The organism is Pandoraea vervacti (assembly GCF_000934605.2).
Taxonomy (GTDB): domain Bacteria; phylum Pseudomonadota; class Gammaproteobacteria; order Burkholderiales; family Burkholderiaceae; genus Pandoraea; species Pandoraea vervacti.
In genome coordinates, this window is record NZ_CP010897.2 from 5,438,987 (window position 1) to 5,459,210 (window position 20,224).

The window sequence follows — 20,224 nt, forward strand, 5'->3', positions numbered from 1 at the left end:
CCGCTTTCGTCATGCCGAAAGCACGCACGACGCACGAGGGCGCCGCACAAGGAGGCAACATGTCCGTATGGAACCCTACGGCGGTGTCGTTCACCGTCTACTTGCTATTGATGCTGGTCATCGGCTGGCTCGGCTACCGGCAAACCAACAATCTTTCCGACTACATTCTCGGCGGACGCCGTCTCGGCAGCTTCGTCACAGCGCTCTCCGCAGGCGCCTCCGACATGAGCGGCTGGCTGCTGCTCGGCCTGCCGGGCGCCATCTACGTGGGCGGATTGTCGGGCGTCTGGATCGCCATCGGACTGGCGCTCGGCGCGTGGGCCAACTGGCGGCTGGTGGCAGCGCGGCTGCGTGTTCACACGGAAGTCTGCGGCAACGCGCTCACCCTGCCCGAATACCTCACGCAGCGGTTCGACGACCGCAGTCACGTGTTGCGCATCGTCACGGCGCTCGTGATCCTGATCTTTTTCACCATCTATTGCGCATCGGGGGTCGTGGCGGGCGCGCGGCTGTTCGAGACGATGTTCGGTCTCGATTACCACACGGCGTTGTGGATCGGCGCAGTCGCCACCATTGCGTACGTATTCATCGGCGGATTCCTTGCCGTGAGCTGGACGGACACCGTGCAGGCCTCGCTGATGTTCGCGGCGCTGGTCGTCACGCCGATTGCCGTGATCAGCATCGACGGCGGCCCGACGACGGCGATCGATGCCGTCACCGCCCTGCACCCGGCTCACACCGACTGGTTCGGCGATCTTGCCCCGATCGGGGTACTGTCGTTGCTTGCCTGGGGTCTCGGATACTTCGGTCAGCCGCACATTCTCGTGCGCTTCATGGCCGCGCGCTCGGCAGCCGCGATTCCGCAGGCGCGCCGCATCTGCATGTCGTGGATGGTGCTGTGCCTGACCGGTGCAGTCGCTGTCGGATTCTTCGGACTGGCGTACTACAGCGCACGGCCTGAGTTGGGCGCGGGCGTCAATGCCAATTCGGAGACGATCTTCATTGCGCTCACCACACAACTCTTCACGCCCTGGCTCGCCGGTGTTTTGCTCGCCGCCATTCTCGCGGCCGTGATGAGCACGCTGTCGTGCCAGTTGCTCGTGTGCTCCAGCGCGTTGACCGAAGACCTCTACAAGACGTTCGCTCGCGGCCCGGTGAGTCAGCGTCGCCTCGTATGGATCGGTCGCGCCATGGTGCTCGCCGTGGCCGTCGTCGCCGTGCTGCTCGCCCTCGATCCGGAAAGCCGCGTGCTCGGCATGGTGAGCTATGCGTGGGCCGGGTTCGGCGCCGCTTTCGGCCCGCTGGTGCTCGCCACCTTGCTGTGGCCGCGTGTCACGCGCAACGGGGCGCTCGCCGGTATCGTGGTCGGCGCAGCCACCGTGCTGATCTGGAAGCAGTTCGGCTGGTTCGATCTGTATGAAATCGTCCCGGGCTTCGCTCTGGGCGGACTGGCGCTGTATGTCGTGAGCCGTCTGGATCGCGCGCCGAGCGCGGGAGTACTGGCCCGCTACGCCGCCGCCGAGACCCGCCTGAAGGAGATCCAGGCAGGCAAGACGCCCGGCGCCGAGGCCACCGGTGACACCGACACGCCGACGGCGCAACCTTCGCCATAAGCGAGTAGCACCTCCTATCGGAATTTCTCCCTCTTGACCGGCGCGTGCAGCCATCCAATACTGCCGCGTCGGACGCATTTTGCGTTTGAACATGATAAATGCCGCCCCGGTCAACCAGCCGGGTCCAGACGGCGTTTCAAGATAGGCGTGCTGCGGCGATCCCGCAGACACGCCACTCAACGACAAACACATGCAAGGAGAGGGTTGATGCAATCGAAGCTTACGGCTAGCGCCGTCGCAGTCGCCGGGCTGCTCGCGTTTGGCGCGGCCAACGCGCAACAGGCGCAGGAAGTGAAGCTGGGCTTTGCCGCACCGCTCACGGGCGCACAGGCCCACTACGGCAAAGACATGCAGAACGGCATTCAACTCGCCGTCGATGAGTACAACGCCACCAAGCCGACCATCGAAGGCAAGCCGGTGAAGTTCGTGTTGCAAGCCGAAGACGATCAGGCCGACCCGCGTCAGGGTTCGCTCGTCGCCCAGAAGCTGGTCGACAACGGCATCAAGGGCATGCTCGGTCACTTCAACTCGGGCACCACGATCCCGGCGTCGCGTATCTATGCACAGGCCGGCATCCCCGAAATCGCCATGGCGACGGCGCCGGAGTACACCAAGCAAGGCTTCAAGACGACCTTCCGCATGATGACGTCGGACATCCAGCAGGGTTCGGTCGTCGGCACGTTCGCCGTGAAGAAGCTGGGCTTCAAGAACATCGCCATCGTCGACGATCGCACCGCTTACGGTCAGGGTCTGGCAGACGAGTTCGAAAAGGCCGCCAAGGCCGCCGGCGGCAAGATCGTGCGTCGTGAGTTCGCCAACGACAAGGCCGTGGACTTCCGCGCCATTCTGACCAACCTCAAGCGCTCCAACCCGGATGTCGTGTTCTACGGCGGTGCCGACGCACAAGCCGGCCCGCTCGCCAAGCAGATGCGCGAACTGGGCATCAAGGCCACGCTGATGGCCGGCGAAATGGTCAAGTCGGACGCCTTCCTGAAGATCGCCGGCGACGCCGCCAACGGTTCGGTCGTCTCGCTGGCCGGTCTGCCGCTCGACAAGATGCCGGGCGGGGCTGCGTACGAGTCGCGCTACAAGGCCAAGTTCGGGGCCGCGCCGGAGACCTACTCGCCCTACGCCTATGACGGCGCCATGGCCATGATGTCGGCCATGAAGAAGGCCAACTCGACCGATCCGGCAAAGTACCTGCCGGTGCTGGCCAAGACGAGCATGCCGGGCGTCACCACGCGTGAGCTCGCCTACGACGCGGCGGGCGACCTGAAGTACGGCTCGATCACGCTGTACAAGGTGGCCGATGGCAAGTGGACCGTGCTGGAGACCGTCGGCGGCAAGTAAGCCTTCGATAGCTTCCGCAACCCTGGCACAAACGACAAAGGCCGGTGAGGTAGCTCACCGGCCTTTGCGTTTTGTGCCTCTGTTTTTGGAACCCGATCGCCACCCGGCGTTGGCGAGCCGCGCCAGCCTGACAGGCGTGACGCGACTTGCAAGGTCAGCAGGGACCGCGGTGCCGCCACATCACCATACGTCCTTGGGCAGCCGCTCGCGCAGTTCGGGCGGCATCACGTCCCGCGTGAAGACAGGTTCTGCCACCCCCGCTTTGCGCTGACGTTGGTAGTCACGCCACGCGACCAGCGCATATTTCGTCAGCAGGCCAATGGCGGTCAGGTTGATGAACGCCATCAATGCCGTGCCGACATCCGCCAGACTCCACACCAGCGGCAAGCTCGCCACCGCGCCGAGCATGACCGCCAGCAATACCAGCGCACGAAAGATGTGAAGCAACCACGGGCGCTTTGTCATGTAGTCCATGTTCACTTCGGCGTAAGCGTAGTTGCCAAGCACACTGGAATACGCGAGAACGAACACGGTAATGCCGGTGAAAACGATGGCCCAGTCGCCGAAATGCATGGTGAGCACCGCGCCCTCGGGCGTCGCGCCGGGGGTCATCTGTCCCGAGAGCAGAATCATGAACGCGGTGGCCGAACAAACGACGACCGTGTCGAAAAACACCCCCAGCATCTGCATCAGCCCTTGCTGGACCGGATGCTTCGTCGTCGCTACCGCGGCCGCATTCGGCGCACTGCCCATGCCCGCTTCGTTCGAGAACAGGCCGCGCTTCACGCCCATGAGCACCGCCTGACTCACGGCATACCCGGCGATCCCGCCTGCCGCCGGTTCCAGTCCGAAAGCGTGACGCCATATCATCGAGATCATGCCGGGGATCTGGTCCATGTGAGCGATGCAAACGAATGCGGCGAGGCTGAGATAAGCCAGCGCCATGACCGGTACGATCCATTGCGCGACCCGCGCCACGCGCCGCACACCGCCGTAGATGATCGGCGCGGTGACGATCACCAGCATGATGCCGATCCACTGACGATCCCAGCCGAACGACGCTTCGAGCGCCTCCGCAATCGAGTGCGACTGCACCGAGTTCAGGGCGAAGCCGAAGGTGTACAGCAACGCGACGGCGAACACTGCACCGAATTTGCGCGACCCGAGGCCGAGCTGAATGTAGTACGCGGGGCCTCCCCGGAACGTGTCGTCCCGATGCGCGATCTTGAAGATCTGGGCGAGCGTCGATTCGACGAACGCAGACGCCATGCCGAGCAACGCCGTCATCCACATCCAGAAAATCGCCCCCGGCCCGCCGATGGTCAGCGCCATGGCGACACCGGCGATGTTGCCGGTTCCGATGCGGCTCGCCAGCCCTGTCGCAAACGCCTGAAACGGCGAAATACCGGACGCGGCGCCGGACGTGCGCAACAACGCAACGCTATGTGCAAATGCACGACACTGAATTCCGCCGAATCGAAGTGTGAAATACAACCCGGCGCCGAGCAGGGCAATCACGAGGGGATAACCGCCCAGCACCCCGCCGATGGCGTCGACCGCCGATTTGAGCCAACTCTCCATGGATAGCGTCTCCTGTCGCAATCATCGAACCACTGACTGCCCCTCGGGAATGAGCGGCAAGGGACGGAGAATCGCAAGGATTCGGCGAATTCGACAGAAAGTCGCTGTGTTTTGCGTCTATTCCTATGCGCGCGTGACGCAAAGGAAACCGGCAAATAAAAAAGCCGCACGGCATTCGCCGGGCGGCTCAAAGACAAGGCAAGGAGACATCGGGACGTAGAGTAACCGGGGAATGTGACTGTCATATGACGCTGCGCGTTGCAGCGAGCGACGTAACGGGTCTCGGTGTCGCATGGCGGGAGAGGGTCTTGCGGGGGGACTATTTGAACGGGCAGTCCTTGAGGCATATCCTGAAACCGTGTCCGGTCAGATCGCCCCGAAAGCTGAACGAACACTGCACGGTGTAGGTCGAATCGCCCCCCGGCAAGTACCATCGAACATTGTCGGCGGCGTATCCGATGCTGGCGCGAAAGATATTCGAAGTGAACTTGCATGAAATGAGGCTCTTGGGGCGGTAGGCGATTCCCCATGCCGCGCCCATCGTGCGACGGCTTCCGGAGAATGTCGCCATGAGCACGCTGTGATTCAGATTGGGCCCATGACGCGACATGCCGAACGTGAGAAACAGACGTTGAAGTTCGTTGTTGAACCTCGCCTGCGTGTCGTCGGTGACACGAACCGGATATCGCACCGCATGATGGATGTCCGGCATCGTATTGTTATCCGTATCGTTTTGATACCAGATATCGTCCCAGCCCGCTTTCGCCGTCGGGCGCCGGTAACCGCCGTGTTCGTCGAAGGTGGGCCAGCCCCACCAGTACCAGGCGTTTTCGGTGACCGTCGGACTCCCGCTTCCCTTGGACAAGCACATCAATTCCTCGCTGCCGTCCGCCGACTGCGTGACGATGTAGTCCCCCTGCCTGTTGGCGGCCCGCATCTCCGCACCGGACGATCTCGTGTTCGTGATCGTGCACGCAAGGACTTTGGCGTCGCGATGTGACGCCACGTAAAAATACAGCGCGGACCCATGCGATACCCCGCTCGGCGTGGGTAGCAAAGAGAACGTCGACACCTTCCACTGCTCACCGATTTTGATTTCCCTGACGATCTCCTTGACGATTTCGACGGGCACTTCCTTCACGCTGCCGGGTGTGCTGGCGAGCTTCCATATCCAGTTGTTGCTGCCGGGTTTTTCTCGCTGACACGAAAGCAAGCGGCCGTCGCTGTCCCGGGCCACGCCCCAGACGTCACATGTTCGGCCTCGCACAGTCCCTTCCTTCAACTCGACGATGCCCTCCTCGGCCGTCAACGTCTTTCCCTTCACGCGGCCGGCATTCTCGATGTCCTTCTTGTTCATATCGAGCGTGCCGCCGAGCCTGGTGCTGCCCGTCACATCCAACTGGCCCACCTTGGCTTTGCTCGCGATGTCTATTTTCGGCATACGCAGTTCCCCGGTGCCCTCGATGTCCCTGGCGCCGACAAGGTCCGAACGCAGCTCAAGCTTGCCGGTAATGGTCGCGTCGCCTGCCGTCAGGCCATCTGCGGCCACCACTTTACTGGCCTTGAGTTCGCCGTTAACGGTGACGGCGCTCGCCACGACGGAATCCGCCCCAACGTTGCTCGCATCGAGCTCCCCCACACCCACAATGTTATGACGCGTCGCGGCGCGGCCATCCGTCTGTCTGAAGTTCAGCGGCCCCGTCATGCCAAGTGAGCCGTCGCGCCGAACGTACACGTCCATGGCGCTCGTCGCATATCCTCCCCGCACGGCAACGAGTCCGGCCACGGGATGCGGGTTAGGCACCGTGGCGGCACTTCCCGCCGCGTCGATAAACCGAAACGGATGACCGCTGTCGGTCGTCGACACCCCCCCCAGCACGCCAATCCGGCGCGCCGCGATCGCAGCGGCGTCCATGTCGGGGTCGGTGGAATAGCGCCGGGGCATCGGCTTGTCGATATACGTCAGCGTTTCGACGTTGCATACGGATGGACTGCCGCCGCACTCGTGGTACACCCGAATGACGTAGTCCCCGACGTTGCCCGGCGGTCGCTCGCCGATCCCGGTGGCACGGGTCGCCTTGATCAACGTACTCGCAGACAGATTCGTCAGATAGGGCTTGCCGTTCACATCCGTCGCCGCGCCGAAGTCGACACCTTGCACGGCGAACGGCTTCGTCGAATCGCGTAGCACCGCATCGATCTTGTCGTGATGTTCCACGACGAAGCTCTGGACCCGGTCGCCCATCACCTTCAGCGCTTCACCGACGCGCTCAGCCTTCTCGACGCGCAGTTGTCTCGAATAATTGAGCCCCCAAAACGAAATCAACAGACTCACGACCGCTACCGCGACCGCCGCCGAGATCAGGAACATCCCAGATTGCGCCTTCCGCATCGTCGCCCCCTTTTTCCTCGTCTTGCCTCACCGCCCTGCGCCGCATCGCGCGTGGCAGCAAAAGCATCAAAACTCGCCATTCTCGGCGGTTGCGTCAGCGAAGAGGTTGGGATTCGCCCGAGTTTGCGCAGCGGTGTTTGCGGAATCAGAAAGCGCGTGACAAAAAGCAAAAAATCCACACGGCGCGAACCGTGTGGATTCAGGGAAAGACGCAACGATCAAACGATCAGGTCATCAGCACTCGACGATATTCACCGCCAATCCGCCGCGTGCCGTTTCCTTGTACTTCGTCTTCATGTCGGCGCCGGTCTCGCGCATCGTCTTGATGACGGAGTCGAGCGACACATAGTGCGCGCCGTCGCCGCGCAGCGCCATGCGTGCGGCATTCACCGCCTTGACCGACGCCATGGCGTTGCGCTCGATGCACGGAATCTGCACGAGGCCGCCGACCGGATCGCATGTCAGACCGAGGTTGTGTTCCATGCCGATCTCGGCAGCGTTTTCCACCTGCTCGACCGTGCCGCCCAGCACCGCCGCGAGCGCACCTGCCGCCATCGAACACGCCACGCCCACTTCGCCTTGACAACCCACCTCCGCCCCGGAGATCGACGCGTTGAGCTTGTACAGAATACCGATGGCGCCTGCGGTGAGCAGGAAGTCGATCACGCCCTGCTCGTTCGCGCCATGCACGAAGCGGTCGTAATAATGCAGTACGGAGGGGATGATGCCCGCCGCACCGTTCGTCGGCGCGGTTACGACGCGTCCGCCCGCAGCGTTCTCTTCGTTGACGGCAATCGCGTAGAGGTTCACCCAGTCCATTACCGACAGCGGATCGGACAGCGTGCGCTCCGCACGTTGCGTCAGCTGACGATACAGTTCCGGCGCACGGCGGCGCACGTGCAGGGGGCCGGGCAGTTCGCCGTCGGCTTCGTCGTTGCCGATGCCGCAACCGCGTGTCACGCACGACTGCATCACGCTCCAGATATTGAGCAGGCCGCGGCGAATGTCTTCTTCCGCATGCTCGCCGTGATGCCACACGCGCTCGTTCTCCCACATCAACTGCGCAATCGTCTTGCCGCTCGCACGGCACATCTCCAGCAGTTCCTTTCCGGTGCGGAACGGATACGGCAATTGGTCGTGCGCCGAGAGCACCTGGGCGTTCGACGCCCCGGCCGTCACCACGAAGCCGCCACCGACGGACAGGTAACGCCCTTCGCGAAGCTTGTTGCCCGTCGCATCGAAGGCGTGGAATTTCATGCCGTTCGGATGCTCGGCCATCGCCTCGCGACGGTAGAACACCATGTGCTCCTTCTCGATGAAGGGCACTTCGTGCTTGCCGAGCACCGACAGCACCTTGTCCTTGCGCATCGTCGCGAGACGTGCGCCGATCGTCGACGGATCGACCGTATCCGGCGCCTCGCCCATGAAACCGAGCAGCACGCCCTTGTCGGTGCCGTGTCCCTTGCCCGTGGCGCCCAGCGAGCCGTACAACTCGGCGCGCAGCGTCGCCACCTGCGGCAGCAGCCCGTCGCGATCCAATCCCTGCACGAACATCAGCGCTGCACGCATTGGCCCCACGGTATGCGAACTCGACGGTCCGATACCGATCTTGAACAAATCGAAAACTGAAACGGCCATGGCACTTTCCTGAAGTTCTGAAACGTATTTGTGACGTATCGAATGCGACCGATCCGGCGCATTCGCGTGACATCCATAGAGACAAAAAGGGGCCAGCAATGTTTCTGCCGGCCCCCGTTTGCCAAGACTTCGCGACGCTGGTTACTCGTAGTCGCTCATCGGCACACAGGCGCAGAACAGGTTCCGGTCGCCGTAGACGTTATCGGCACGTCCGACCGGCGGCCAGTACTTGCGCTCGCGCAGGGCCTTGACGGGATAGGCCGCCTGGCTGCGTGCGTAAGCGTGCGTCCATTCGTCGGCCGTCACGACGTCGGCCGTGTGCGGCGCGTGCTTGAGCGGGTTGTCTTCACGATCGGCACGGCCCTCTTCGACCGCACGGATTTCTTCGCGGATCGTGACCATCGCTTCAATGAAGCGGTCCAGTTCGTGCTTCGACTCCGACTCGGTCGGCTCGACCATCAGCGTGCCCGGCACCGGGAAGCTCATCGTCGGCGCGTGGAAGCCGAAATCCATCAGGCGCTTGGCGACGTCGTCGACCGTAATGCCACTGGTGTCCTTGAGCGGACGCAGGTCCAGAATGCACTCGTGCGCGACCAGCCCGCCCGGGCCCGTGTAGAGCACCGGATAATGCGGCGCGAGCTTCTTGGCGAGGTAGTTGGCATTCAGGATCGCGGTCTCGGTCGCCGCCGTCAGGCCCTGCGCGCCCATCATGGCGACGTACATCCACGAGATCGGCAGAATCGACGCCGAACCGTACGGCGCGGCCGAGACGGCGCCGATGCCGTCGCCTTCGTTACCCGTGCGCGAATAACCGGTCGAGCGCTGGTTCGGCAGGAATTGCGCGAGGTGCGCGCCCACCGCCACCGGACCGACGCCCGGGCCGCCACCGCCGTGCGGAATGCAGAACGTCTTGTGCAAGTTCAGGTGCGAGACGTCGCCGCCGAACTCGCCCGGTGCGCACAGGCCGACCATGGCATTCATGTTCGCGCCATCGACATACACCTGACCGCCGTTCGCATGCACGATCTCGCAGATTTGACGCGCCCCCGCTTCGAACACGCCGTGCGTGGACGGGTAGGTCATCATGATCGCAGCCAGACGGTCGCGATGCTGCTCGGCCTTCGCTTGCAGGTCGGCCAGATCGACGTTGCCGTTGGCGTCGCAGGCGACGACGACGACCTGCATGCCGGCCATCTGCGCCGATGCGGGGTTCGTGCCGTGCGCCGAGGCCGGAATCAGGCAGATGTCACGGTGCGCTTCGCCGCGCGAGGCGTGATACGCCTGAATGATCAGCAGACCGGCGTACTCGCCCTGCGAACCGGCGTTCGGTTGCAACGACACGGCGGCGTAGCCGGTGGCCGCCACAAGCATCTGTTCCAGCTGGTCGATCATCGTGCGATAACCCACGGTCTGCTCCGTTGGCGCGAACGGGTGGATCTGACCGAATTCCGGCCACGTGACCGGCAGCATTTCCGACGTGGCATTGAGCTTCATCGTGCACGAGCCCAGCGGGATCATCGTGCGATCGAGCGCCAGATCCTTGTCGGACAGACTGCGCAGATAGCGCAGCATTTCGTGCTCGGAGTGGTAGCGGTTGAACACCGGGTGCGTGAGGTACGCGCTCTGGCGCGCGAGCGCCGCCGGGAAACCGTTCGAGACGGTGGCCTCGATCGCGTCGAAGTCGAGCGATACGGCGCTCTTGCCCAGGCCCTCGGCGACGACTTCCCAAAGCGCGATCACATCGTCGCGCGTGCTGGTCTCGTCGAGCGACATGCCCACGGTGTCGGCGTCTTCACGACGCAGGTTGAAGCGGCGCGCGGCAGCCACGGTGTGCACGGCGTCGGCACGGCCGGCGACGGGCACCGTCAGCGTATCGAAGAAGGTGGCGTTGCGCGGTGCGGCGCCCAGGGCGGCAAGACCGGCGGCCAGCACGGCCGTGAGACGGTGCACTCGCTCGGCGATGACGCGCAGCCCCTGCGGGCCGTGATACGCGGCGTACATGCTGGCCATAATGGCGAGCAGCGCCTGCGCGGTGCAGATGTTCGAGGTCGCCTTCTCGCGACGGATGTGCTGTTCGCGCGTTTGCAGCGCCAGACGCAGCGCCGGCTTGCCCTGCGAGTCGACCGACACGCCGACCAGGCGGCCCGGCATCGAACGCTTGAGTTCGTCGCGCGTGGCCAGATAAGCCGCGTGCGGACCGCCGAAGCCCATCGGCACGCCGAAGCGCTGGCTGTTGCCGACGGCCACGTCCGCGCCCCACTCGCCCGGCGGCGTGAGCAGCGTGAGCGAGAGCAGATCGGCGGCGGCAATCAGCATGCCGCCCTTGGCGTGGATCGCGTCCGCCAGTGCACGGTAGTCGCGCACATCGCCGCCCACGCCCGGGTATTGCACCAGCACGCCAAACGCATCGACTTCGGCGGCAGCGGCCACAGGGCCGACCTGCACTTCGATGCCCAGCGGTTTGGCACGCGTTTGCACCACCTCGATGGTCTGCGGCAGCACGTCGTCAGCCACGAAGAACGTGTTCGACTTCGACTTGCCGGTGCGCTTGACCAGCGTCATCGCTTCGGCAGCGGCGGTCGCCTCGTCGAGCATCGACGCGTTGGCGATCGCCAGCCCCGTCATGTCGATGATCATCTGCTGGTAGTTGAGCAGCGCTTCGAGTCGGCCCTGCGAAATTTCCGGCTGGTACGGCGTGTAGGCCGTGTACCAGGCGGGGTTCTCGAGCACGTTGCGCAGAATTACGCCGGGCGTGAACGTATTGAAGTAGCCCTGACCGATGAACGACTTGAATACCTGATTCTGGTCGGCGAGCGCGCGCAGTTGGGCCAGCGCCTGCGATTCGGTCTTGGCCGCGGCGAACTGGCCGAGCGACGCGGCAAACTGCTCGCCGTTACGGCGGATCGAGGCGGGCACGACGGCGTCGATCAGCGCGGCGCGCGAGGCGTAGCCAAGCTCGGAGAGCATGGCCTGTTGTTCGGGGGTGTCCGGGCCGATGTGGCGCGCGGAGAAGTTCTCGCGCTGCTCCAGCTCGGCGAGCGAGCGGCGCGGGGCTTGCAGGTCAGTCAAGGCATTCATGGGTCAGATCTCTCGTTCGTTCACGGCAAGTGACGGCGGGGGAGGTACGGCTCCCCGGCGCGCACAAGGTCGCCCCGGGGGCACACGACGCCGTGAGGACCGAAGCCCTCGCGACGTCGCACATCGGCGTCAGGCGCCGATCTTCGTCGCGTATCCCGCGGCGTCGAGCAGCTTGTCCAGCTCAGCCGTGTTCGACGGCTTCACGCGGAACAACCAGTTGCCGTACGCATCGCCGTTGATCAGGTCCGGCGAGCCCGGCACTTCTTCGTTGACCTCGATGATTTCGCCGCTGACCGGCGAGTGCACGTCAGCCGCCGCCTTGACCGACTCGATCACGGTCGACGCTTCGTCGGCCGCCACCGTGCGGCCGACGTCCGGCAGCTCCACGAACACGATGTCGCCCAGGGATTCCTGTGCGAAGTCGGTAATGCCGACCGTCACGGTGCCATCGGCTTCGAGGCGGGCCCATTCGTCGGACTGGGTGTACTTCAGGTTATCGGGGATGTTCGCCATGTTGACGCTCCGGGATTCAGTGTTTGGGGTATTCGGTTTTCGGTAATTCGTGTCGCCGCACCGTGGCGCCGATCTCAGGCCACCACGGCCTTGCCGTGACGCACGAACGGTAATTTGACCACACGTGCGGGCAATTGCTTGTCGCGAATTTGCACATGGACGATGGCGCCGTCCGGCACGCCCTTGGGCAAACGGGCGAAAGCGATGGATTGCTGGAGGCTCGGGCTGAACGTTCCGCTGGTGATTTCGCCGTCGCCCGCGTCCGTCACCACGACCTGATGCGCGCGCAGCACGCCGCCCTTGCCGTCGAGCACGAGACCGGCGAAGCGCCACGTCTGGCCGCGCGAGAGCAGCGAATCCTTGCCGACGAACGTGCGATCGCTGTCCTTCTCGACAGTCCAGCCCAGGCCGGCGTCGAGCGGCGATACGTCGTCGTCCATGTCCTGCCCGTAGAGATTCATGCCCGCTTCCAGGCGCAGCGTGTCACGCGCGCCCAGACCGGCCGGACGCACGCCGACCGCGGCCAGTGCGCTCCAGAGCGCCACCACGTGGTCGGCGTTCACGATAACTTCGAAGCCGTCTTCGCCCGTGTAACCGGTGCGCGCAATCATCAGCTCGCCGAAGGGGGTGTCCTTGGCGAACGCAGCATTGAACGGCTTGAGCGCAACGCTCGCCGCCTGCGCACCCGGCACCGCCTGCCACACCTTGGTGCGTGCGTTCGGGCCCTGCACGGCGACGATCGACAGATCGCGACGCGGCGTGATCGTCAGGCTGTAGTCGCCGTGCGCGTTGAGCTGACCGATCCACGCCAGATCCTTGTCGGCGGTACCGGCGTTCACGACGATGCGGAACCAGTCTTCGGCGATGAAGTAGATGATGAGGTCGTCGATCACACCGCCGCCCGGGTTGAGCATGCAGGTGTAGAGCGCCTTGCCCGGGGTTTGGAGCTTGTCGACGTTGTTCGCGACGGCGAAGCGCAGGAATTCGCGGCAGCTCGGACCGTGCAGGTCGACCACACACATGTGCGAGACGTCGAACATGCCGGCGTCGGTGCGAACGGCGTTGTGCTCTTCGATCTGGGAGCCGTAGTTCACGGGCATGTCCCAGCCGCCGAAATCGACCATGCGAGCGCCGGCGGCGCGGTGCGTATCGTTGAGCGGAGTGCGTTTGAGTTCGGTCATCGGGGCATCTGGCCGTCAGGCGTCAAGGTTCGTGAATTCCGGACGACGTCGCCGCATCGCGTGCGCTGTGTCCGAAAATGCAAAAAGGGGTCATCTCGACGACCGGCACTTGGCGCATGCGGCACGTGCTGATGCACTTGCCCGGCGCAATGCCAGTTGGCGAGATGACCCCTCTGTCCTTGGTACCTGAGAGATTGCCCGGTACGTGGTGACCGGCCCCTTCGGTGGGCTGCCCGCGCGCCTTGCACGCTGCAACCGCTCTCCAGAGATCGAAGGCAATGCCTTCGGCGCGGACGGTCCTTGATGCCTGAGAGTTTGTGGGTATTACCCCTTCGGCGGCGCCGGCATGTGCTTCCCGGTGCGCTCTCCCGACCACGCTCGCGCACTTTACGGGGAAAGCCGGGGGCTGTCAATTTGACGTAAATCCGGCTCGTTTTTCGATATCGGCCGCACGCCGCTCAGTCCCTTGGCGCCTTAGCGCGACTCCCCCGGATTCGTGCCCGCCGGACACCCGTCCTTGCCCCATCTTCCGTTGCACACGGCCCAGATACAGCGCTGCTTCGGTATCACTTCGAACCAGCGATAGCGCTCGCACTGAGCGAGCGCCGCCGCAATCGTGGTGGCCGCCGCCGGCGAGGACGCCACCGGCGCAGACCCCGGGTGCTGCGGCGCCTCCCCGGCCGCAAGCGGGCCGATGTCGTTGCCATCGTAATGCGCGGGCAGATCGGCGTTGGCGCTCGGGCGCGTCGCCCCGCCGTTGGCCGCCGCGCTGCCTTGCCGACTGAGTAGTTGCATCATTTCGTCCGGCGCGGCCTTTGTCGTCGCCTGCGTAGTGGAGGAGGTCGGAGCCGATGAAGAAGACGGCAGCGTCGTCGCGGCAGCGGTCAGCGCCGCCGTTGCGGCCGACGCGCTCAGCGGTGCAGGGACCGGGTTCGTGGTGGCGGCGATTTCGGCGGCTGCACCGGACGCCGCAGCGTCCACCGCCGCGAGCGCCTGTGCCCGTGCAAGCGCGGCCGACGCCTCATTGGCGGGATTGGCCGCCGTCGATGGCGTCGATGCCAGCGGGAGACTGTTGCCGGCGTTAAAGGGCGTGACGGCAAGACCGCCAGGCGGCTTGGGCACCGGATCGACGTACGGCGCGCGCAGATTCCACCAGATGCCGAGCAGGGCAATGGCGGCGAACAACGCCGTGCCGATCACCAGCGCACTGTTGAGCCACCCGGGCTCGCCCCTGCGCTCACGTCGTGCGCGCTTTCCCGACGACGACGTCGTATTGGACGAAGGTGTCCCGAGCCCAGCGGCTGCGCCGTCGGCATTGGCCACGCCGGGGTCCGATGCGGCGGCAGGGGTGGCCGCCATGGCCGCCGTAGCGGCCGTAGCGGCCGTAGCGGCCAGCGCGTCATCCCGGAAACCCGGTTCGGCATCCGCGAGGGGCGCCCCGCACTTCACACAGCGCAGAGCACGCGTCGCATTGTTCGTCCCACAGGTTGGACATTGCACGGCGACCTCACCACGATGGCAATGTTTTTCATTATAGGCACCCGCTCGATGTCGACGCCAGCGTGTCCCCGCCCATGCGGGGCGACGCGTCGCGTCGACCCCACAGTGTGTGCCGCAGGCGTTGGCAACGCCCTCGGGGTGTCACGGCCCCGCGCCTCGTGCGTGATAGACTTGCCCACCACCCGACGCATGCGCCCTCGCGCTCAACGCATCGACCGGGCGAATGGCAACCCCTTCCGACAGGCGGCACGCGGCCATTGCTTTCGTCTTCACTCTTCATCCCCATCGCTTCACACCATGTCGTCCTTCCCGCTCAATCCTGCCCAGAACGAAGCCACGCATTATTTCGATGGCCCCTGTCTCGTGCTGGCCGGTGCGGGCAGCGGCAAGACGCGCGTCATTACGCAGAAGATCGCATGGCTCATCGAGGCGAAGGGTTTCGAGCCGAAACATATCGCGGCGGTGACCTTCACCAACAAGGCCGCTGCCGAAATGCGCGAGCGGGTGGCCAAGCAGCTCGAAGGCAAAACGCTGACCACGCCCGGCAAGGAAGGCCGCAAGGTCCCCGTCAATCAGCTCACGATCTGTACCTTCCACTCGCTTGGCGTGCAGATTCTTCGGCGCGAGGCGGAGAACGTCGGCCTCAAGCCGCAATTCTCGATTCTCGATGCCGACGACTGCTTCGGCCTGATTCAGGAACAGCTCGGCACGACCGACAAGGCGATGATTCGCGGCGTGCAAACGGCCATCTCGCTCTGGAAGAACGGTCTGGTCACGCCCGAAGTGGCGCTGGCCGCCGCTGAAACCGCCGACGAGCATCAGGCCGCCGTCGTCTATCGCAATTACATGGCGACGTTGCAGGCCTATCAGGCTGTCGATTTCGACGATCTGATCCGTCTGCCGGCAGAGCTCTTCGAGCGCGACGAGGAAGTGCGCGACCGCTGGCAGAACAAGTTGCGCTATCTGCTCATTGACGAGTATCAGGACACCAACACCTGCCAGTACCTCCTGCTCAAGCTGCTTGCGGGCCCGCGCGCCGCCTTCACGGCGGTGGGCGACGACGATCAGGCGATCTACGGATGGCGTGGCGCGACGCTGGAAAACCTCAAGCAATTGCAGGTCGACTTCCCGACGCTCAAGGTCATCAAGCTCGAACAGAACTACCGCTCGACGTCGCGCATTCTGACAGCGGCAAACAACGTCATCGCCAAGAATCCGAAAATCTTCGAGAAGAAGCTGTGGAGCGAACACGGTCTCGGCGATCCGATCACGGTGACCGCCATGAACGACGAAGAGCACGAGGCCGAGTCCGTCGTCTTCCGTCTGTCCGCGCACAAGTTCGAGCGCCGCGCGGAATTTCGCGACTACGCGATCCTGTATCGCGGCAACCATCAGGCGCGCATCTTCGAACAGGTGCTGCGTCGAGAACGCATTCCTTATGTGCTCTCCGGTGGCCAGTCCTTCTTCGACAAGGCGGAAATCAAGGACCTTTGCGCCTATCTGCGCCTGCTTGCCAACCCCGACGACGATCCCGCCTTCATTCGCGCGGTCACCACGCCGCGACGCGGGGTGGGCAGCACCACGCTCGAAGTGCTGGGCAGCTTTGCGGGGCAGGCCAAGGTGTCGCTTTTCGAGGCGGTCTACATGGGCGCGGTCGAAGCCCGCTTGCAACCGCGTCAGCTGGACCCGCTGCGCGCGTTCTGCGACTTCATCCAGCGCATTGCGGCGCGCGCGGCGCGCGACCCCGCCAACGAGGTCATCGACGATCTCATGGAAGGCATCCACTACGAAGCCTATCTGTACGACACGTTCGACGAGCGTCAGGCGCAATCGCGCTGGACCACCGTGCTGGAATTTCTCGAATGGATGAAGCGCAAGGGCACGCGCAGCGAGGTGTCCGCCACGGCCGAGGGCCTCGATTCGCTCGACGCGCAGGACGACGATGCCAAGAGTCTGATGGAACTGACGCAGACCATCGCGCTGATGTCGATGCTCGAAGGTCGCGACGGCGACGACCCCGACGCCGTGCGGCTGTCGACACTGCACGCGTCCAAGGGACTGGAATATCCGCACGTGTTTCTCGTCGGCGTGGAAGAAGGCATCCTGCCGCACATCCGCGAAGACGAGGAAGTTACCGCCGAGAAGATCGAGGAAGAACGTCGCCTGATGTATGTGGGCATCACGCGCGCGCAGCGAACGCTGCAATTGTCGTGGTGCAAAAAGCGTAAGCGCGCACGGGAAACCTATTCGTGCGAAGTGTCGCGTTTCGTGCCGGAGATGCAACTCGACGAAGCGCCGCCTCCGCCGCCCGAAGACGCCCCCATGTCGCCCAAGGACCGGCTCGCCAGCCTCAAGGCGATGCTCGCCGGCGGCGCGAACAAGACGCCGGGCGCATCTGGCGCCTAATGATCTGGCGCCTGAAACGAAGAGCCCCCGCGGGCGGGGGCTGGTCTGAGGAACGGCGACGTCCTTACCGGGGCTGTCGGCGGCGGCAGGCTCGCCGGGAAGCCAATGCTGGCTTGCTGCTCGAACTGCTACTTGCCACTACCCGAAGACGTCTGGTCACATGCGGCGGCCGGGCTCGACGCCACGACGACTCCCGCCAGACCGGTCAAACAAAGCAGGACTGCAACCATCAATTTCCGCATAGGCTCGCCTCCTCTCGTCAGGTGGAATCAGGTGAGGTTTCACTATAGAACCCCATCCTTTCGAAGACAAAGATATCTTGACCATCGCTGCTGCGCGGGCGATAGTCGGTAAAAAATGGGCGAAACAATACGTGAAATGCGTTGATTTCGGTCCAATGCCCACACCCTCCTGCAACGTCAGGCGTCATCTCCGACGCACACCGCAGCGACGCGTGTGCGGCACCGGCCTCAAGTCTTTGTGGAGCGTGGTGCGTGAGACTGCATATCCTGTCCGACCTGCATTTGTCCGTGGCCCCGCTGGCCATTCCCGACGTGGACGCCGATGTCACGATTCTTGCCGGCGACATCGGCCGTCCGGCTCAGGCCATCGAATGGGCGAAGCAATTGCCGCGCCCGGTCATTTATGTCCCCGGCAACCACGAGTTTTACGGCGCGACGCTTGCCGGCACACTGGCCGAATTGCGACGCCTCACCGCCGGTAGCAACGTCCATCTGCTGGAGCGCGGCGCCGCGGTGATCGGCGGCGTGCGCTTCGTCGGCACCACCTTGTGGAGCGACTTCGCGTTGTACGACGCCGAAGGCAAGCATGACGCAGTGATCGAGGAATCGCAGAAGTTCGTTCGGGACTTCACGCGCATACGCGTCGGGGACCCCGCCGCCCCCTGGTCGGATTTGCCGTTCTTCACGCCCAACGATTGCGCCGCGCTGTGTCGCGAGAACGTGGCCTGGCTCGCGCGCGTGCTCGCCACGCCGCACGACGGCCCGACTGTCGTCGTCACTCATCACGCGCCGACACCGCAGAGCATTCATCCGCGCTTTGCGGGCTCGCTCGTCAATCCGGCGTTCATTTCGGATTTGACCTCGCTCATCGAGCCGTCGGACGCCGCGTTGTGGGTCCATGGCCATACGCACGATTCGTTCGACTATCGCGTCGGGCACACGCGGGTGCTGTGCAATCCGCGCGGCTACTGTTTCGAGGGGCGGGTCGAGAACCCGGCGTTCGATCCGCAGAAGGTGGTGAAGGTGTGATCCCCTCGTCGCCATCGGCAGGACGAAATGGCCGAGCGCAGCGGCCGAGAGCAGAAAGCAAAATCCCCGCCGAAGCGGGGATTTTTTCATGGGAGCGTCCGAGCGTGCGAGGCGCTTACTTGGCCGCGCTCACCATATAGTCGACGGCGGCCTTGACGTCGTCGTCCGACGCGTTGGCGGCTCCGCCCTTCGGCGGCATGGCGTTCAGCCCCTTGATGGCGGCATTGTGCAGCGTGTCGATGCCCGTGGCAATGCGCGGCGCCCATGCCGCCTTGTCGCCGAACTTCGGTGCGTTCATCACGCCGCTGGCGTGGCAAGCCATGCAGACGGTGTCGTAGAGCTTCTTGCCTGCCTCAAGGTTACCGCCGGCGCTGGCGGCAGCCGGTGCGGCGGTCTTGAGCGAGGCCATGGCCGCCGCCGCTGCGGCAGCGCTTCCGGCGTCGGCGCCCGACGCGGCAGCCGGCGCAGACGCCGGGGCGGCAGCACCCGCGGCCGGCTTCGCCGGTTCGGCTGGCTCTTGCAGCTTGCCGCCCGAGGCGTTGGCCATGTAGACGATGGCGCGACCGATTTCGTAATCCGTCACATCGTCGGGGCTGGTGCCGCCGCGTGCGGGCATGGCGCCCTTGCCGGCCAGCGCGATCTTGAGCATTTCGTCGTAACCGGGTTTGATGCGCGGCGCCCAGTCTTCCGTCGAGCCGAGCTTCGGCGCGCCTGCGGCGCCGGACGCGTGGCAAGCTGCGCAAACGGCCTTGTAGAGTTGTTCGCCGGTCTGGTAGACACGCGGCGCGTTGGCGTCCTTGACCTCGACGTGCGCCACGGGCGCAATGCGCTCGGCGATGGCTTTTTCGGTCATGGCGGAACTGCCCGCACCGGTCAGGGCATTGTTGCCCACATAGTTGACCAGCAAGACGATGATGACGATGGGAACGAGGAAGCCGGCAATGACGGCGGCGATGAGCTGCTTGGGTGTTTTGATCAGGGACTCGTGCTCGTTATGTGCTTCACTCATGCGGATCTCTCAATAGTTTTTGTGGAAACCGAGTGCATCACACCGGATAGCCCGCACCAGAAGCTGGCATGATCCAGTCAAAATAACGAACCATTGTAGCAACAAACCTTCAGGCGATGACACGCCAAGGCAGTGCGCAGACGCCGCAAAAAGTCCCGTATTTTCCCTAACTTACGCGAAAGGCAAAGCGGTGTTCCGCGTGCTTCGTGCGCAAAGTGCGGACGCACTGCATGCACGTCAATTCCGCGCGGGACGGGCGTCCGGCAGCGAATTGCCGCATTGTGGGGCGCGCGAATGCACGGGGCATGGACGCCACGCGGCAAAACCGCTATGCTTCTACCTCTTTGCCTGCCGGTCGCGCGCTCGCGCATTCTTCTTTACCGGTGGTCAGCACAGCGCCCGTAGCTCAGGGGATAGAGTATCGGCCTCCGAAGCCGAGGGTCACTGGTTCGATTCCAGTCGGGCGCGCCAATTGCAATCAGCACCGTTCACGCCGCGTCGCCCTCCGTCGGCACAGCATCCCCCCGGTTTTCGCCGTTCCGTTTCCCTTCGGTCCCGCTTCCTTTTTCCCGTTTTCCCGCCGGTCCGGGCCATTGGGCGAATCTCGAAGGTCGACCCGCCCCTTGGGTGCCACGATTTGCCGACAGGTCGGTGGTCCGGCGATTCGATTCGTTGGGGACGAAACTGATGAG

12 protein-coding genes, 1 tRNA gene and 2 riboswitches are annotated in these 20,224 nt (G+C 64.2%); of the genes, 5 read left to right on the top strand and 8 right to left on the bottom strand.

The window, feature by feature from the left end:
- The first annotated feature begins 59 nt into the window (after positions 1-59).
- Complete coding sequence (gene putP, locus UC34_RS23745) at positions 60-1,613, top strand: sodium/proline symporter PutP (protein ID WP_044458613.1); 1,554 nt, start codon at positions 60-62, stop codon at positions 1,611-1,613.
- 207 nt (positions 1,614-1,820) lie between these two features.
- The gene (locus tag UC34_RS23750) at positions 1,821-2,963 is read left to right on the top strand and encodes a branched-chain amino acid ABC transporter substrate-binding protein (protein WP_044457432.1); all 1,143 of its coding nucleotides are present in this window, start codon (positions 1,821-1,823) and stop codon (positions 2,961-2,963) included.
- Between the two features lie 180 nt (positions 2,964-3,143).
- Here the strand turns inward: UC34_RS23750 and UC34_RS23755 are convergent, their stop codons facing one another.
- The 7 genes from UC34_RS23755 to UC34_RS23785 all read right to left on the bottom strand — a co-directional run bounded on the left by UC34_RS23755 (position 3,144) and on the right by UC34_RS23785 (position 14,705).
- Complete coding sequence (locus UC34_RS23755) at positions 3,144-4,544, bottom strand: alanine/glycine:cation symporter family protein (RefSeq protein WP_044457433.1); 1,401 nt, start codon at positions 4,542-4,544, stop codon at positions 3,144-3,146.
- A gap of 319 nt (positions 4,545-4,863) precedes the next feature.
- Positions 4,864-6,915, bottom strand: coding sequence for a hypothetical protein (locus tag UC34_RS23760; protein ID WP_044457434.1), 2,052 nt, complete (start codon positions 6,913-6,915; stop codon positions 4,864-4,866).
- A gap of 255 nt (positions 6,916-7,170) precedes the next feature.
- Positions 7,171-8,574, bottom strand: coding sequence for an L-serine ammonia-lyase (locus UC34_RS23765; RefSeq protein WP_044457435.1), 1,404 nt, complete (start codon positions 8,572-8,574; stop codon positions 7,171-7,173).
- 141 nt (positions 8,575-8,715) lie between these two features.
- Positions 8,716-11,652, bottom strand: a complete 2,937-nt coding sequence (gcvP, locus tag UC34_RS23770; RefSeq protein WP_044457436.1) for an aminomethyl-transferring glycine dehydrogenase — start codon at positions 11,650-11,652, stop codon at positions 8,716-8,718.
- A 129-nt stretch (positions 11,653-11,781) separates the two neighbouring features.
- Positions 11,782-12,165 (bottom strand): glycine cleavage system protein GcvH, encoded by a 384-nt coding sequence (gene gcvH, locus UC34_RS23775; RefSeq protein ID WP_044457437.1) that lies wholly within the window; start codon positions 12,163-12,165, stop codon positions 11,782-11,784.
- A 74-nt stretch (positions 12,166-12,239) separates the two neighbouring features.
- Entirely contained in the window at positions 12,240-13,346 is a 1,107-nt protein-coding gene (gene gcvT / locus UC34_RS23780; protein ID WP_044457438.1) for a glycine cleavage system aminomethyltransferase GcvT, read from the bottom strand.
- Between the two features lie 163 nt (positions 13,347-13,509).
- Positions 13,510-13,622: riboswitch (glycine riboswitch) on the bottom strand.
- Positions 13,623-13,630: 8 nt separating this feature from the next.
- A riboswitch (glycine riboswitch) is annotated at positions 13,631-13,727 on the bottom strand.
- Positions 13,728-13,820: 93 nt separating this feature from the next.
- On the bottom strand, positions 13,821-14,705 hold the full coding sequence (locus UC34_RS23785; protein ID WP_044457439.1) for a hypothetical protein: 885 nt from the start codon (positions 14,703-14,705) through the stop codon (positions 13,821-13,823).
- 438 nt (positions 14,706-15,143) lie between these two features.
- Between UC34_RS23785 and UC34_RS23790 the strand changes: the two genes are divergently transcribed.
- Both UC34_RS23790 and UC34_RS23795 read left to right on the top strand, forming a co-directional pair.
- Complete coding sequence (locus tag UC34_RS23790) at positions 15,144-17,252, top strand: UvrD-helicase domain-containing protein (RefSeq protein WP_044457440.1); 2,109 nt, start codon at positions 15,144-15,146, stop codon at positions 17,250-17,252.
- Positions 17,253-17,746: 494 nt separating this feature from the next.
- Complete coding sequence (locus UC34_RS23795) at positions 17,747-18,523, top strand: metallophosphoesterase (RefSeq protein ID WP_044457441.1); 777 nt, start codon at positions 17,747-17,749, stop codon at positions 18,521-18,523.
- Between the two features lie 115 nt (positions 18,524-18,638).
- On the opposite strand, the gene UC34_RS23800 is transcribed toward UC34_RS23795, so the two are convergent.
- Complete coding sequence (locus UC34_RS23800; RefSeq protein WP_044457442.1) at positions 18,639-19,532, bottom strand: c-type cytochrome; 894 nt, start codon at positions 19,530-19,532, stop codon at positions 18,639-18,641.
- A gap of 395 nt (positions 19,533-19,927) precedes the next feature.
- Between UC34_RS23800 and UC34_RS23805 the strand changes: the two genes are divergently transcribed.
- Positions 19,928-20,003: transfer RNA gene (locus UC34_RS23805), tRNA-Arg, on the top strand.
- Positions 20,004-20,224: the final 221 nt, after the last annotated feature.

What these genes read in the sequence shown, in the direction of transcription:
- UC34_RS23765 (WP_044457435.1), bottom strand. Translation starts at nt 8,574, where the DNA reads ATGGCCGTTTCAGTTTTCGATTTGTTCAAGATCGGTATCGGACCGTCG.
- putP (WP_044458613.1), top strand. Translation starts at nt 60, where the DNA reads ATGTCCGTATGGAACCCTACGGCGGTGTCGTTCACCGTCTACTTGCTA.
- UC34_RS23750 (WP_044457432.1), top strand. Translation starts at nt 1,821, where the DNA reads ATGCAATCGAAGCTTACGGCTAGCGCCGTCGCAGTCGCCGGGCTGCTC.
- UC34_RS23755 (WP_044457433.1), bottom strand. Translation starts at nt 4,544, where the DNA reads ATGGAGAGTTGGCTCAAATCGGCGGTCGACGCCATCGGCGGGGTGCTG.
- gcvT (WP_044457438.1), bottom strand. Translation starts at nt 13,346, where the DNA reads ATGACCGAACTCAAACGCACTCCGCTCAACGATACGCACCGCGCCGCC.
- gcvH (WP_044457437.1), bottom strand. Translation starts at nt 12,165, where the DNA reads ATGGCGAACATCCCCGATAACCTGAAGTACACCCAGTCCGACGAATGG.
- UC34_RS23785 (WP_044457439.1), bottom strand. Translation starts at nt 14,705, where the DNA reads ATGGCGGCCACCCCTGCCGCCGCATCGGACCCCGGCGTGGCCAATGCC.
- gcvP (WP_044457436.1), bottom strand. Translation starts at nt 11,652, where the DNA reads ATGAATGCCTTGACTGACCTGCAAGCCCCGCGCCGCTCGCTCGCCGAG.
- UC34_RS23760 (WP_044457434.1), bottom strand. Translation starts at nt 6,915, where the DNA reads ATGTTCCTGATCTCGGCGGCGGTCGCGGTAGCGGTCGTGAGTCTGTTG.
- UC34_RS23790 (WP_044457440.1), top strand. Translation starts at nt 15,144, where the DNA reads ATGTCGTCCTTCCCGCTCAATCCTGCCCAGAACGAAGCCACGCATTAT.
- UC34_RS23800 (WP_044457442.1), bottom strand. Translation starts at nt 19,532, where the DNA reads ATGAGTGAAGCACATAACGAGCACGAGTCCCTGATCAAAACACCCAAG.